Annotated in this window: 16 protein-coding genes and 1 tRNA gene; 12 read left to right on the top strand and 5 right to left on the bottom strand. The window is 31.7% G+C overall.

Annotated features, from left to right (window positions below):
* The first annotated feature begins 185 nt into the window (after positions 1-185).
* The gene (locus tag IPK91_06065; protein MBK8296835.1) at positions 186-968 is read left to right on the top strand and encodes a hypothetical protein; all 783 of its coding nucleotides are present in this window, start codon (positions 186-188) and stop codon (positions 966-968) included.
* A 62-nt stretch (positions 969-1030) separates the two neighbouring features.
* On the opposite strand, the gene IPK91_06060 is transcribed toward IPK91_06065, so the two are convergent.
* Both IPK91_06060 and IPK91_06055 read right to left on the bottom strand, forming a co-directional pair.
* Positions 1031-1282: a hypothetical protein gene (locus tag IPK91_06060; GenBank protein ID MBK8296834.1), complete on the bottom strand. Its 252-nt coding sequence runs from the start codon at positions 1280-1282 to the stop codon at positions 1031-1033.
* Positions 1283-1305: 23 nt separating this feature from the next.
* On the bottom strand, positions 1306-2379 hold the full coding sequence (locus IPK91_06055; protein ID MBK8296833.1) for a hypothetical protein: 1074 nt from the start codon (positions 2377-2379) through the stop codon (positions 1306-1308).
* A 444-nt stretch (positions 2380-2823) separates the two neighbouring features.
* On the opposite strand from IPK91_06055, the gene IPK91_06050 reads away from it, so the two are divergent.
* From IPK91_06050 to IPK91_06035, 4 genes are all read left to right on the top strand, one after another.
* On the top strand, positions 2824-3141 hold the full coding sequence (locus IPK91_06050; GenBank protein MBK8296832.1) for a hypothetical protein: 318 nt from the start codon (positions 2824-2826) through the stop codon (positions 3139-3141).
* 99 nt (positions 3142-3240) lie between these two features.
* The gene (locus IPK91_06045; GenBank protein ID MBK8296831.1) at positions 3241-4857 is read left to right on the top strand and encodes an AAA family ATPase; all 1617 of its coding nucleotides are present in this window, start codon (positions 3241-3243) and stop codon (positions 4855-4857) included.
* Positions 4858-5022: 165 nt separating this feature from the next.
* Positions 5023-5358 carry a T9SS type A sorting domain-containing protein gene (locus tag IPK91_06040; protein MBK8296830.1) on the top strand — a complete coding sequence of 112 codons (336 nt, stop codon included), beginning with the start codon at positions 5023-5025 and terminating at the stop codon, positions 5356-5358.
* Positions 5359-5428: 70 nt separating this feature from the next.
* Complete coding sequence (locus tag IPK91_06035; GenBank protein ID MBK8296829.1) at positions 5429-7213, top strand: T9SS type A sorting domain-containing protein; 1785 nt, start codon at positions 5429-5431, stop codon at positions 7211-7213.
* Between the two features lie 75 nt (positions 7214-7288).
* Here the strand turns inward: IPK91_06035 and IPK91_06030 are convergent, their stop codons facing one another.
* Complete coding sequence (locus IPK91_06030; GenBank protein MBK8296828.1) at positions 7289-8503, bottom strand: site-specific integrase; 1215 nt, start codon at positions 8501-8503, stop codon at positions 7289-7291.
* A 119-nt stretch (positions 8504-8622) separates the two neighbouring features.
* Here IPK91_06030 and IPK91_06025 point away from each other — a divergent pair.
* The 3 genes from IPK91_06025 to IPK91_06015 all read left to right on the top strand — a co-directional run bounded on the left by IPK91_06025 (position 8623) and on the right by IPK91_06015 (position 9471).
* Positions 8623-8702, top strand: a tRNA-Leu gene (locus IPK91_06025).
* 102 nt (positions 8703-8804) lie between these two features.
* Positions 8805-9083 (top strand): four helix bundle protein, encoded by a 279-nt coding sequence (locus IPK91_06020; GenBank protein MBK8296827.1) that lies wholly within the window; start codon positions 8805-8807, stop codon positions 9081-9083.
* Complete coding sequence (locus IPK91_06015) at positions 9052-9471, top strand: fibronectin type III domain-containing protein (protein ID MBK8296826.1); 420 nt, start codon at positions 9052-9054, stop codon at positions 9469-9471. The genes IPK91_06020 and IPK91_06015 overlap by 32 nt, the downstream gene beginning before the upstream one ends.
* A gap of 224 nt (positions 9472-9695) precedes the next feature.
* Here IPK91_06015 and IPK91_06010 read toward each other — a convergent pair whose 3' ends face one another.
* Positions 9696-10535: a hypothetical protein gene (locus IPK91_06010; protein MBK8296825.1), complete on the bottom strand. Its 840-nt coding sequence runs from the start codon at positions 10533-10535 to the stop codon at positions 9696-9698.
* Between the two features lie 68 nt (positions 10536-10603).
* The gene (locus IPK91_06005; protein MBK8296824.1) at positions 10604-11188 is read right to left on the bottom strand and encodes a sigma-70 family RNA polymerase sigma factor; all 585 of its coding nucleotides are present in this window, start codon (positions 11186-11188) and stop codon (positions 10604-10606) included.
* A gap of 211 nt (positions 11189-11399) precedes the next feature.
* Here IPK91_06005 and IPK91_06000 point away from each other — a divergent pair, with 211 nt between their 5' ends.
* The 4 genes from IPK91_06000 to IPK91_05985 are packed head-to-tail and all read left to right on the top strand — an operon-like array spanning position 11400 to position 14938.
* Entirely contained in the window at positions 11400-12083 is a 684-nt protein-coding gene (locus IPK91_06000) for a hypothetical protein (GenBank protein MBK8296823.1), read from the top strand.
* Between the two features lie 13 nt (positions 12084-12096).
* Positions 12097-12414, top strand: coding sequence for a hypothetical protein (locus tag IPK91_05995; GenBank protein MBK8296822.1), 318 nt, complete (start codon positions 12097-12099; stop codon positions 12412-12414).
* A 43-nt stretch (positions 12415-12457) separates the two neighbouring features.
* Positions 12458-13441, top strand: coding sequence for a protein kinase (locus tag IPK91_05990; protein ID MBK8296821.1), 984 nt, complete (start codon positions 12458-12460; stop codon positions 13439-13441).
* 42 nt (positions 13442-13483) lie between these two features.
* Positions 13484-14938, top strand: coding sequence for a serine/threonine protein kinase (locus tag IPK91_05985; GenBank protein ID MBK8296820.1), 1455 nt, complete (start codon positions 13484-13486; stop codon positions 14936-14938).
* The last annotated feature ends 1 nt before the right edge of the window (position 14939 follow it).

The raw sequence follows: 14939 nt of genomic DNA, 5'->3' as shown, positions 1-14939 counted from the left end.
CTGATCTTCCACAAGATCCCATTGAATTGAGAGGCCTGCTATTCTCTCACGGCATTGATGCAAGAATAAAATCGAGCCTAAATTATATCCAGATAGAGTTTTCAAACAAACATTTGCTTTACAAATGTTGTAATTACTTTGATTACGTTTATATAGATATATTCAAAGCAACTTATTGGGAGGAAATGAAACATGGTGGTTTTCCTTGGATAGAATCAAAAGATCAATTTGATTATTCAATCAAACACGCCCTAATCGGTTCTTACAAAGCAGCCATTGACCATTTAAGAAGTTGTTTAGAATTGTCTTTGGTTTCGGTTTATTTTGCCTTTCAAGAAGATACTGCTGAACATTGGAGTGTTCAAGAAAATATTAAAGCATTTTTTGAAAAAGAAAAAAGGTGGTTAAATTCCTTATCAAATACTCCCTTTTTTTCAGAGATGAAAAAATTGATCTCAGAAAATCATAGGATAAAAAAAATAAACCAAAACCACACTTGGTTGAATGAATTATCAAAAACCTACGGTGCACTTTCCGATTACACACACATCAAAGGATTTAGCTACGGAATACAAAATTTGAGTTCTCCTGATATCAGAATTAGTGGAAGTAGTATTCCAAAAATTGAAACATCAAGTTTGGATAAATACTTATGTTTACTAATTCAAACAGTAGAACACATTGTAGTTCTGACTTCGTTATATAACCCAATTATATTAATTGAATTACCACTTACTGAGAAATTCGGAATTAATGAACCAATTGGGTTTATTCATCCAGGGCAAACAGAAATCGTGAATGAATTAATAAATGTGAAGTATAAAATATTCTTCGAACAATTAAAAAATGAGGACGAGGATATTGCTAGTATCATTGAATGGGTAAATTCTCGGCCTGACTTAACAGATGCTGATATTCAAAAACAAATTGAGGATTTTAACGACCTGCTATACAAAAAAGAAGCTTAATGAGTTTTAACATACATACTTTGAGATATTTTGGAATAATAGTAATTCCATTTAGATTCAGCTTAATTACTTACGCTTAAAATGAGGTCGTTGTGATCTAAGACATACAATTGAAATCTTTGGTTGTTAATAATCCAAAATCTTCCAGGCCAGTTTCCATCATGTAATTGTGCAATTTCAATAGATGATTCAAAAAAATCATTTCCATTTTTATCAATTCCAAATTCCGCAACAAGTTTGTTAACCAAAACGGCAACCTCCCATTCAAAAATAAAAGATGAATAGTGCCTAAAATGTTTAAATAATTGAATCAAAAATTTTGAACTTGGTAATTGTGTTAATTGAAGTCGGTTAAAAAGTATAGAATAGGATAGTCTAATTTATGTAAAACATACTGATTTAGATTGCCATCCAATCCCTGCTTAATTATGAGTGATGTTTGTAGACAATTATTAATCGCTTCACCTAAGCTCAAATGCGAATTGATATTCAGGGTCGCTATTCCAAAATATGTCCAAATAAATTCTTTGGTATTACATACTATTGTTTCTATATTAAAATATTCATATAGTGCTTTGGATTTATGATAAGTATTCTTGTCATCTGTTACAAAAAAATCACAATGCGCGCCATAATAAGCATGAAATGCATCCTGAATTAAATTTTTCATTCGCTTATCTCTCTGATATCCCAAAAAATCAAGCAATATGTAATGATTTGTAAAAATATCGAATTTGGATGGTTTCTTGTTTTTAAATTGAGACTTAATATTATTCTCAGCGAATTCTTCAAAAGTCATATTTAGAATGCTATTTTTAAGTCTCTTGCTTATTTCTTTAATTGGATTTTCACATTTTGAATAATCTAATAGCAATCCAGCTTCTTCAAGAACAGCATTTCTTAATTGTCTATACATATCAGGATCTTCATGGTATCCAGCGATTATATCGAATGATCCTTTCAATAAATCATAATAATTTGTGTTGGATTTATTCAAACAGAAAGTATCTTTGAATTTATCAAATTTTGGAGGCAATAGTTTATATTTATCAGGATCAATTCCAGAAGGAATAAGTTTGAGCTTATCTAAAGAAGCATTTAGGGAGTCGTTCAAATCTTTGTTGGAAAAATAATTTAGAAAATTATCGAAGTTTCCAACCTTGATTGAATCACCCTCCAATAATTCAGCGAAGTACTTATTTATTGGATAAGCAAATGGATATGTTGATTGGCTTTGATAATCATATAAAATACAATTATTAGTCGTTAATTTTTCAAGATAGAGTAAATCCAGTTCCGTTTGAATTTTACCTGTTTCACTTTGCTTGTAGCTAGTTAATAAATCTGACAGGTGGGCAGATGAGTATGGAATTAATACATTATTGGTATTCTTAGTTAAGATTCTATTCAATGAGATATATGGCTCCTCGAAATCATGCAGATTCTTAAGCGATGAAATAACTCCCCAATCTAGATATGTCCTAATCACAAATACCAAACTTTAAAAAATATGCCAAATCAAAATTTAATGTTCTTTTGGCCGATTTTTAAGTCATTTTCCTGATATTTGGCAGGCATGACACAAATTTGTCATGTTTGTGGTATAAACTAGGTACGGGAATGGCTTCATGAGTTAACATCTTCGCGATTCGTAATCTGGCTTAGGCTCTAAGCAATCCTTACGGGAGACTTGCACCACTAATAATTTAAAATTAATCACTTGAAGTAGATTAAATCGAAAACCTCAATCTTAAAATTTATTTAACTTTAAACAATATTGGCATAAATATATGTCATTTTGGCTTATATGTTTCCATGGCACAATTTTCGACCTAAAAAATCTAAATTCAATCAAATGGTAGACATAAATACAATTAAAAGACTGACTAAAAAATTAGCTCTAATGAATCTTAAAAGATATAATTCTCTAAATGAAGTTAGAGATGACTTTAATAAAATTGCTATTGAACTAAATGATTTTGTTGCTGAGAATGGACATGTAACTCAAGTTCTAAATAGGGCCTCAAAATACTTTAATTTATTAACTGAAGAAGATTTCTCATCCAATGATCGAGAATTATTGAATGAATCTAAAGCCATTATTTCAAAATTTACCACAGAACTTAATAGTTTGCTTAATAATTGGAGGAGTCAGTTGTCTACTGAGAATTAATACTTGATTGCCTGAAATATCAATTGATAAAAAATAAAATGGAATATTAAAAATGATAGGCTTTGACAAGAATTTATTTGCTTCACTATAATTTATTTTATGAAACCAACTTTCAACATTCCAGGAAACGGTAATTCTTCAACGAAAAATTCTATTTCGCATGAAGGCCCAATCGTATTAATTGGTAAAAATGGTTCTGGTAAGAGTCGATTAGGAATATGGATTGAACAAAATGCACCAAATATCTTCAAGATTAAAAGAATATCTGCACAGAAAGCTCTTCAAATACCTCCTAACATATTAATTCAAAATTCAGAGAATGCAGAAATTGAATTATTGTATGGAGTTACTGGTCAGCCAGAAAACTATCTAACTAAACTAAGATATCTTTACCAAAACAAGCCACATAACTTTGTTCTAAATGATTTTCAAAGAGTTCTTTCGCTATTATTTTCAAAAAAAGCCACTAGGGATAGTAATGCAATCAAGGAATTTAAGAGAACAGGTGCAATGAGTTCAATCTCTAAGGATGAAATAGATTTCATTGAAGATATCTGGAAATTAATATATCCCCAACGAGAAATAATGCTTGTTGATTCTAAAGTTCAGGCCAAGCATCCCGCTTTTGCAACTTCTTATGATGGCACGGATATGTCCGATGGCGAGCGAGTAGCTTTGTATCTAATGGCTCAAATATTATGCATCCCTGAAAAGAGCATTATTATAATAGATGAACCAGAAGTTCATTTGAACAGAACTATAATATCTACACTATGGGACAAACTCGAAGATTACAGACCAGATTGCCTTTTCATATACATCACCCATGAGCTTGAATTCGCACAATCAAGAAGAAATAGTAAATCCTACTTCATTTCTTCATTTGATGGCACAAATTGGAATTATACTGAAATATCTGGAATTGAAAGACTTCCAAGAGAAATACTTATGGATTTAATCGGACCAAGAAATAAAATTCTGTTTGTTGAAGGTGAAAAACAAAGTCTAGATTATCAACTTTATAATCAGTATTATTCCGGTTTTAAAGTAATTCCTGTAAAGTCTTGTGAAAATGTTATTAAATACACCCAAAGCATTAATCAAAATAGTACTTTACATGCTTTTGAAGCTTTTGGCATAATTGATAGAGATCATAGATCGGAAGATGAGATTGCAAAATTACAATCGCATAAAATATATACATTGAACCTAGCAGAGTCAGAAAATCTTATGGTAACTGAACAAATAATGGAAGCAGTCGGCAATTATTTAAAATTTGGAGATATTAAACAAATAATTCAAGATGTTAAAGATGAAATAATTAATCGCTTATCAGTTGAAATAAATAATGAGAAACAACCGACGGACTTTGCAAGTCAACAAATCAAATACGAATTAGGTAGCTTCGAAATCGACCATAGAAATTTAAGTAAATTAAATGATCATTTTAATACACTTATTGGCTCAATCAAAATAAATGAAATTTTTGATCATCATCGTTCTAAGTTAGAAAACATTGTTAGCTCAAAGAATTATGGTGAAGCGTTAAAGTATTATAATAGGAAAAGTCTAGTTACAATAGTTGCTAATAAATTAGGTATGACTAGCGAGGCATATCGAAATCATATTCTATACTCAATTCAAGAGGAATGTGAAAATTGTCAAAAAGATAATATTTTGAACGCCTTAGAAAATTATTTGCCCATAATTTCTTAGTAGCATTACAGCAGAGTTTTTTTGAAATTAGAAATTTATTACTGAATCCAGCGCTTCATCAGTATCCTTATTAAGGAAGTTAGATTGTCAGTTGCCAATAGTTGTTCTAGATCGGGCGGAAGATCTGTGATTCTGGCAAGACAATTATTTCAATTACATGAAAATTTGGATTTTGATAATGATACACTCTGTCAACCTGAATCGGAGCCACTAATCTTGGGAACAGGATCATCTAATAACACCAAGTTGCAGTTAAATGTATATCCTAATCCTAATAATGCCAACTTCGTCATTGAAATCAGAAACCGGAATATTCCGTCTAATTCAAAATTGTATATTTATGATTTAAATGGAAAGGAAGTATTTAACAAACTAATCTTAACTGAAAGCCAGAAAATCGTAATCTCACGAGGAGAAATTGGAATGGAAGGGGTTTTTATTTGCAAGTTGATTTCTAGTGATGGTCTTTTATATTCTCCTAAAATTGTCTTGAAAAAATAGATTATTCTTAATTTTGTATTTACCGAATTCAGTTGAATTCGGTAAATACAATTTTTACTAAATTAAATGAATGCGAATTATCTATCTAATTTGTATATTTTTTTTTATCCAAAGTAATTCCATAAATGGTCAAAAATATGATTATACCTGGCTTTGGGGATACGATGCAAGTGATAATGTATCAGACACTACCTATGGCACGACAGTTATGGATTTTAATACAAATAGTCTTTTCCCTAAGATATATTATGATGGCTACAAATTGATGGACTTTACCTATTCATCAGGAATTAATTGTATTTCAGATTATAAAGGAAAATACATGTTTGCTTTCAATGGCAAGGAATTTGAAAATTACTCAAACGAAAAAATTAAAAATTCAGACCCCCTTTATATTTATTATACGGATGAAATTCCTGCATTTGGCATCTGCTCTGGCTTAGTGCTTCCACATTTTACTATAGAAAATCGTTATTTCATTTATTTTATTATCTATAAAATTATTAGATCTGCTAATCCTTTCGGTGCTGGATTTAAAATAATTCAAAGCGAAATTGACATGAATTTAAATAGTGGGAAAGGAGAAATGATTAACAAATACCAGCTTATTTATCAAGATACTTTAGAATATAGTACTCCGGTTGCCACAAAACATGCAAATGGAAGGGATTGGTGGATAATAATGTCAAAGCGTAATTCTAATGTTTACCATACATTTTTATTAAGTCCGTACGGGGTTTCTTTACACCATACCCAACAGATTGGCGAGCCAATTATTACTGATTGGGGTCAAAATGCTTTTTCACCTGATGGAAATTATTATGCGAAAAATTCAGAATCCGAAATAAAAGATTCAAGTTATTTTCTGCTTTTTAATTTTGATCGATGTACAGGACACTTATCAAATAGTCATTCATTTAAATTTAAAACAAATAGCCAGGCAAGTGGAATTAGTTTTTCTCCTAATTCTAAATATCTTTATATAGCACATCTTTTTGATTTATTCCAAGTAGATTTAAGTGATAATCAATACCAATTAGAAAGTGTTGTTGTCTATGACAATTTTATTGGAGACATAGATAGAGGATTTCCGTACAAAAATGCATTTGGTTTTATGCAAATTGCTCCTGATGGTAGAATATATAATAGTCCAATTTTTGCGGGTGCTACTTATTTAAATGTCATTGAGTATCCTGATAAAAAAGGGTTTCAGTGTAACGTAAAACAACATGGACTACGACTACCTGCACCACAAAGAACTATGCCTGTTAATCCGAATTATAGACTTGGGCCCATTGATGGAAGTATATGTGATAGTTTAATGATTAATAATTATCCTGTTGCTGAATTTCGTTATAATCAAGATACAACCAATCCTTTAAAAATAGAATTTACCGATCTAAGTTATTATGAACCTACTGAATGGTTTTGGGATTTTGGTGATCCCAGTAGTTCTATGCCAACTTCTATAGACACATCTCCAATTCATACATTTTCCACGACAGGACTTTTTAAAGTATGTCTTACTGTTAAGAATTCAAATGGACAAAATACAATTTGCAAGAATTTGCAATTAGGCACTGTAGCTACAGAAGGAACCGATAAAAACAAATCAATTGTATCGATTTATCCAAATCCGGTCAAAGATAGATTCAATTTAATAATTAGCGATTATTTACCAAGCGATGCTCGTTTAATTATTTCTGATGGGGTGGGTAAGGAAATTTTTAGATCCAAAATCTATCATGGGTGGAATAACATTAATATTCAGAATTTACCAAACGGAATTTATTACTTTTCTTGTTATGAAAAGAATTTAGAAATTGGTAAAGGTAAATTGGTTAAATTGAATTAGTGGTAATTGCACTAAATGGCTGAAATTCTAGATCAAATTCTGCCAATCTTTTTCGGACTAGATTGATTATAAAATCTAGTATTTAAGAACACTACTTAGAGCTTCATCAGCTTCTTTATTGATAAAATTTGATTGGTACCCAATAGTCGTCAATATTGATGTATGTCGATATAGCTTTTGTAGCATCTGAATTGGAATCTTATCACCGGATAAATTTCCAAAAGTATGCCTGGCTATATGCATTGTGAGCTTTTTATTGATGCCAAGTTCAAAGGCGAGTTTTTGCAACGCTTCATCTATAGTCTTAGTAGCATTAGAAATTTTCTTCTGCACTTCAAACAAATCGGACTGATTACGGACATTCTCCAGATTGGAAAAAACGAATCCAGTTTTATTTTTCGTCTTGAGCATATAAAAAGTCAAAATTATCGAGGCCTTTTCTGGTATTTTTAAAGAACCCCCTTTCGCGTTTTTACCCATAGTATAAGTTAGTCTGCCATTATCAATATCCGACCATTTCAATCTAAGCAAATCAGAAATACGCATTCCGGCAAAGTAAAATGACAGGAGCCATAAATTACGAACATGATTCAATGAAGATTCTACTGACAATTTAGCATTCTCGAGTTTTTTAACTTCTTCAATAGTGAGACTGACTTTTTGTGAGTCTGGAAATTTTATTTTTATCTTATCCTTACCAAATGGGTAATACTTTGGGTCAACAAGATTCCCTAAAATAACTTGTGAGAATATTGAACGTATAACTACAAGATGATTTACAATAGTCCTATCCGTTATCTGTCTTGTTGATTTTAGGTAAGCTTTAAATTTATTGAGTAGCGGAATAGTAATTTCCTGAAAAGTAATATCTCCTCCTTTAGAGAATTCATAGAATCTAGTGATCCTTGGCTTATCGGCTGAATACCTATTATACTTACCTTGCTTTTTTAAATTATCCAAATATATTTCAGCTTGGCTTTTAAAGGTGGTGTTATCGTTATTAGTTAATCTTTGCTTTATGGATTTAGCAGAAACTACTTCCTTTTCAGTAGCCAACTCTAGGTATTTGCCATTTGCCTCCGTTAACTTTCGTAGCAGATACTTATTTAACTCTGCATGATTCGAATTGGTCTTCTTTACTTTTTGTTTTGTCTCATCCCAATCAATTGCATCGATGTATTGGCCAATATGAATTAGTGATGCTTTCCTATTTTTAATAATCTGAATACAAATTGGGAACTTTCCTTCCTTGTTTGCTTTCTTTCTCAGAATAAGTTTAAGCGATGCCATAAACAAAGATAATACTTTTGGGTCGAACATAGGTCGAACATTTTTTGGTTTTATATGGTCTTATGTGTATTAAAACAAAAATTATAATGTTGTAATTTAAGGTTTTACATATTTATAAAACCACATGAAAGCATAATTGGCAGGACTTAAAATCCTGTGGCCAGTGATGGCCGTGCGGGTTCAAGTCCCGCCCCGGGTACAAAAATCAGAGCGAGAAACAGAGCGAGAGCGATGGTTCTTGCTCTGATTTTTTCTTCATTCTCATTCTGTTTCTCACTCTTTTTCAATCAGCATCGAGAACATGTTTGAATTCCAAAATCTGGAGATCTATAAAAAAGCCAAGGCATTTCATGTTGCAATGAATTTACTGATTCAAAAAACCAAATTGCAAAAAAACATTGTCGATCAACTATATAGGGCATCTTTCAGTATTTCATTAAATATTGCGGAAGGATCCGGAAGATTTTCAAAACCAGATCGTAGGAATTTTTTTATTATATCAAGAAGTTCAGTTTTTGAATGTGTTGCAATTGTTGATTCCATTTTGGATGAAGGACATTTTTCTAATGCGCAACACTGATTTTCAACTGAGTTATAGATACGAACTCTCTTATGGAAAATGGAGTACGTATATACCTTGGATTGGAACAAGTGGTCCAGGATTGCAGCATGTATTTACCAATCTTTCTCCAAATAAGCGATACCAGTTTCAAATACGTGCTAAATGCTTTAATGCCTATTCTCAAATTACTACTGGAAATTTTACCACTTTAAATTCCTATAGTCCGGATGAGATAGGGAGTAGAAATTCAAGCTCCGCTAAAAATGAAATTCATAGCATCCAATTAATTCCAAATCCAGCGAATGATAAAACAACAATTTTTGTGGAAGGATTTTCAGAGATTTCTAAAAGTATCCATTTGTTTGATTTGTATGGAAAATTAATTTATAGTGTGAGTATAGTATAGAAGGAAATCAAAAATTTATTGAACTCGATATCCTCTAGCTGAATCTTGACTCTGGAATTTACTACGTCAGGGTTTCAGATGAATTGAATCAACTTTCCTAAAAATTAATTATAAGTAAATTATGATAGTTTAAAAAATACGGTTTAGTAAAATGAATATCGTAAAATTTACTTGGTCGCAGTTTAAATTAGATTCAACCAGCTAAAACATAGAAGTTTCCAATATTAATGCTTTTTCAGATTTGTAAATTTGTGAAAGCAGTCTCTTGTATCTATTGTAATTAGCTCTTGCTTATCGATCCATGTAATTAAATTGCCATGATGCTTATCAAAGCAGTTTATAATACGCTTTAGTTGATCATCTCCAACAAAACTTAATACCAAGGTATCATTTGAAATGGAATAACTGTTTTGGAGGCCAGATTTAATGATTACTTTGACATTAAAACTATCTACTTTTATTGTGTTGTTTAACTTATATAACTTGTTTTCAAAAGTAGCATTTTTCTGTTTTGAATGATTGTTTGCCTGATTGGGATTCGTTAAAATTATGGTCCGATCACTGTTATTGATTGGTTCATGTGGATTTTTACCTGCTTGAGAATTACCAGGTCTGTCAAGTTCAGTTTGTTCATTCTTACTGTAAGCAATATCATTTTCCCCTTGAATGACGGAGCTTACAGACTGGTTTGATATTTCAAGTGATATTATATTGAAGGAATCTGAATTCTTTTCATTGATAGTTTTTTGAATTTGATTTGGTGCGTGTTTTGTTATTGATTGAATTCTATTTGAACTATCATTTTGACCGGAATTATCCGATAGGATTGATTCGGATTGAATTAACACATTTGATTCACCGGCTTGCATCCATTGAAAGTAAAAAAAGCAAAAACCTAGAATACAGGCAGCTGCAATTCCTGTCCAAGGTAGAAATTTTCTAAAAATCAATTGCTTCGTTTTGTTTCTTGTCCGGATTTGTTGAATTCGTTTTAATTTATGTTCCCGTTCAAGATGAGTAACCGCCTTGGAAATTAAATCTTCAAAATTATCATTAGTGTTCATTTAAACTTTAATTTATATATATAATTGAGGGGTACTGAATTGTTATATTATATTAATACTTTTATTGGCTAAATGTCTCCAAAATAGTTGGGATATTTTTTTACCAAAATATTTCTTAACTTTTTAAGGCATTTTTCACGCCTACCTCTTATTTTACCAGCCTCCAAGCCTATTAATGTTTCACTGATTTCCTTATCACTCTTTTTATCGTAGATTCGAAGCGTTATTATTTTATAACAAATGGGGTCAAGACTTGATAATCCTGAGATTATTGCCTGGTCCTTAAATCCCATCTCAATAAAATCATCTTCAGATTCGGGAAAATGTACAAAATCCGATCCCAGGGATGGTAAGTTTCTTTTCCTTCTTTTTAATTCATTAAGCCATTGATGCTGGGCAATACTATATAAATAGGTACTTATCTTAACGGTTGCTTTATATAAAAATTTACCCGCCCGGATATTTTCATATAAGATAATTAAAGCCCTTTGTTCAATTTCATCGGCATCGTGGTAGTCTCCTCCATTATTAATGACAAAGTCTCTAAGCAGCTTGGTATGACTTTCAAGAAGGGCCTTATAAGCCCAATCTTTGTCATTTTGGAGGCCTTCAAATAATTCCTTTTCAGTTGGTATAAAAGGTCGAGAGAACATTCTACTAATTATTCACAGGAATTGAATTGCAAAGTTAATTGACATTCCATTTAATTAAATTGTTATATATTATTGACTTCAAAAGAAATACATATAAACTATTATTATATGTATTAGATTGGATTGAAATTTTAAAAAAAAAATGAGGTTTTAAGGCGACAAAGTCGAAAGAAATCTATTAATATTGAAAAACAATAACTTCAAACCAATTATGAGAAAATGTAAGAATTGTAGTTACAAATTGATGGAATATGACCCCGACCAATGTCCACAATGCGGATCAAAAGATATACTAAAAGATACTTCGACCTTTAACACGGTTAAAGGCGAGCAAGATCAAATTGAGCAAAAGCATACTAAAATGGGTCGACAATTTGACGATCTGGAACCAATCAATATGACAGTAAAAGGTAAACAGATGGACAATCCAAATTCGCCCGGACAAGCACCAAACCAGTGTCCACATTGTGGTTATCCATTAATAATAATTAGCTCCGTGTGTCAAAATTGTAATAAAAGTATTGCGCAAGCAAAGCAGGATGATCATCAAATTGTGAACAGCAAAACAATTTCTTTAAAAGACTTAATTGAATCTGAATCAAATGAGAGTCGACCCTTTATGGAGCTTATTCCACTAAACAAAGGGGAGGGACCAATCAAAATAAAATTAAAGGATGGGGGTGAAAGGGTGTTAGGCAGAATCGAAATTGACCCACAAGACGAAAGCTTAAGCCAGAATCAGCATGTTAAATTTAGTTTCAAAGAAAAAAACTGGACATTAGATAATGTTGCCTCAAATCAAGCCGTATTTAAAATGGTGCGCACAGAAGAAAAGCTACAAGATGGAGATATAATTATGATTGGTAGGAATAAGTTTTATCAAGTCAAGTTGTAAATCTATCTTATTAATGTCTATTTATCAAGAGCATACAGGTCATTCGACCGATTTTCCGGGAAGAATTAAATTCCAGCAAGGAGACATCTTGAAATTTATTAATGGGGAACAGTTTCGCGTTACAAGTGTATTAGGAGAAGGCGGTTTTGGTACCGTATACAAAATAAACAACTTGGATAACCAAAACAGTTTTGCTTTAAAATTATTGGAATATTTTAGAATGAAACCTTCAGAAATTAAGCAGATTTCTAAAAGATTTTATGAAGGTTATAAAGCAGGACTAATTTTATCTGATTATCTGGTAAAAAATCATAGTTCAGGTTTTTTTTAATGGCAATCCTTTTGTAATAATGGACTATTGTCCCAATGGAAATTTGTCAAATAACAAAAACCGCTATCGATCAGAATATGATGTTCTGAATCTCACCAGTCAATTATGCGCAGGATTAAATGATTTACATAGAAATGGTTTTGTGCATAGGGATTTTAAGCCAGAAAATATATTGTTTGATCAATACAATACTGCTAAATTATGTGATTTTGATATTTCAGGCAGATTTGGTTTGAAAGATACCAGATTGACTACTATGAATGATAGTGGTGAAGTTGTAGAGGTTTATGGTACACTAGCATATTCAGCACCCGAACAAATGGATCCAAAAGGTGCATACAAATATTTAGGACCACAAATGGACCTGTTTTCTCTTGGAGTAACGCTCTATGAAGTTTTGTCAGGGGGCAAATTGCCTTTTGGAACTTATCAAGAGATTAAGGACACCCCATTAAAATATACTAAAAGGATTAAAACAAAAAAATATCAACCTATCAGTGAATGGAGATATGACTTGTCAACTAAATGGAGTTATTTTTTTGAAAAGACACTGGAACCAGACCCGGCCAAAAGACCAAGTAAAATAAATGAAGTCTTAGAAATGCTTGATATTGATATGCCTAATAGTAAATTCAAATCAAGCGAATCTAATGAACCTAACACCTTAATTGTAAGATCCGGCGATAATATAGGTGCAATATTTTCCTTGGAAAAACTGTTTCGAGATGCAGGGAAGAATATTATAAGAATAGGAAGAAGGGATGAAGGAAATAATTTTAACGAAATTAATTTAGATGAAACTCAAAGTTCCTACATATCAAGAAAACATGCTACAATCGAGAAAATAGGAAATAGGCATTATATTCGGGACGGTCAATGGAATATGGATTCAAGCAAACCAAATTGGACGTTTTCTTTGAATGGTACTTATTTAAATAATTCAAAGCTGTTACCAAATGAATCTCGTTTACTTGAATCTGAGGATATAATATCTCTCGGAAATGTAATTCTTCAATACTTTTTTTAAATGGTCATGATGGAGCCTGGAAATAGAATTGATACATTTACCTTGAAACGTCTAATTGGCAATGGCGGTTTTAGTACGGTTTGGGAAGTGGAAGATACACTAGGTCGTCAATTTGCAATGAAAATATCAAATTCGGATCCATTTTCCAGGAGAACTGCGGAATTGATAATTCAAGAAGAATATTTTAGATCTAAAGATTTAGTACATCCAAATTTATTAATTCCTATAGGCTATCAGCAAAAAGAGGATGGCTTTTCTTATGTAGTAATGCCACTTTGCAAGTGCAGCCTAATGGATGAAATAAATTCTAGAAAATTAAAAGTTAAAAGTAAGGTCAATGGAATTTTTGATCCTTTATTTAGTGAATTGGAAATAGCTAGTCTAATTCATGACATATCAGATGCACTGGTCTATTTGAAACAAAATGGAATCGTACACAAGGATATAAAGCCTGATAACATAATGATTATGTCTCAAGGTGCCAGGGTTAAATTTCTTTTAGCAGATTTTGGAATTAGTGAAAATCACAGTGTTTCTAATTTATCAAGAGAAACTGTAGATATGAATTCGAAAAATCAAGGAATTTCTAAAGCCTATGCCCCTCCTGAGATTTTTAAAGGTCAGGTAAATTCAAAAACTGATATTTTTTCGTTGGGAGTCACCCTCTTTGAAATGATAACTGGTAATGTTCCTTTTGAAAATCAAGGAAAGGTTTATGGTGAAAATAGCAAGAATAGCAAAAAGAATGTTTTTGATGAATGCCCCATCGAAGTTGTCGGTATTTTAAAACAAATAATTAATGTCTGTTTGCAATTCGATCCAAAAGAACGTCCTTCCCCGGAAGAATTGACAAAATGGGGAAACTACTTTCTCGAAAATAATTTTTGGTTACCAATTAAGCGAAATTCGGAACATGTTATTAATGCGAGGAAGATATCGGCTGGATTAATTGTTATTTGTTCTTTAATTGTTTTGATTGTTGGTTCTGATTATTTGTTTCATAATTATAAAGTAAAGCTTGTGAATAATTTAATAAGTAATGGTGAATTGAAAAAGGCAAGAGCGGAATTTGAGGATACTAAGTTCTGGTTTTTTAGTTCCAATGGTTTGCAAGAAAAAAAAGATAGATTGGACCAAATACTGGCTAGTAATCATCAAAATTACTCGGTAGGCAATGGATTTTTAATAAGTGTAGATCCTACTGGCACCAAGCAACTTTTGGACCAAAACTTTAAAATACTAGCCTCTGGATCCATTAGTGAAATTATTCCATTAACAGAAAATGTGTTTTTGATTCAACAGCAAGAAAATAATCAAACTTGTCCGACCTGCTGGCTGGTTGGATCACATGGAGCATTAAATGCTAAACTTACTAATAATACTTTCGAGCGGAACGAGCAGAAGTTTTCATGCCGATTGGCTTTTAAAAATTCGGATGAAAGTATCTTCATCGTGGACTGCGAAGGACTTAAAATGCAACTAACCAACTTAAATTAAT

The organism is Saprospiraceae bacterium, from assembly GCA_016712145.1.
Taxonomy (GTDB): Bacteria; Bacteroidota; Bacteroidia; order Chitinophagales; family Saprospiraceae; genus Vicinibacter.
Note: the sequence above shows the minus strand (reverse complement) of the source record. Positions and strands in the feature narration are given on the sequence as shown.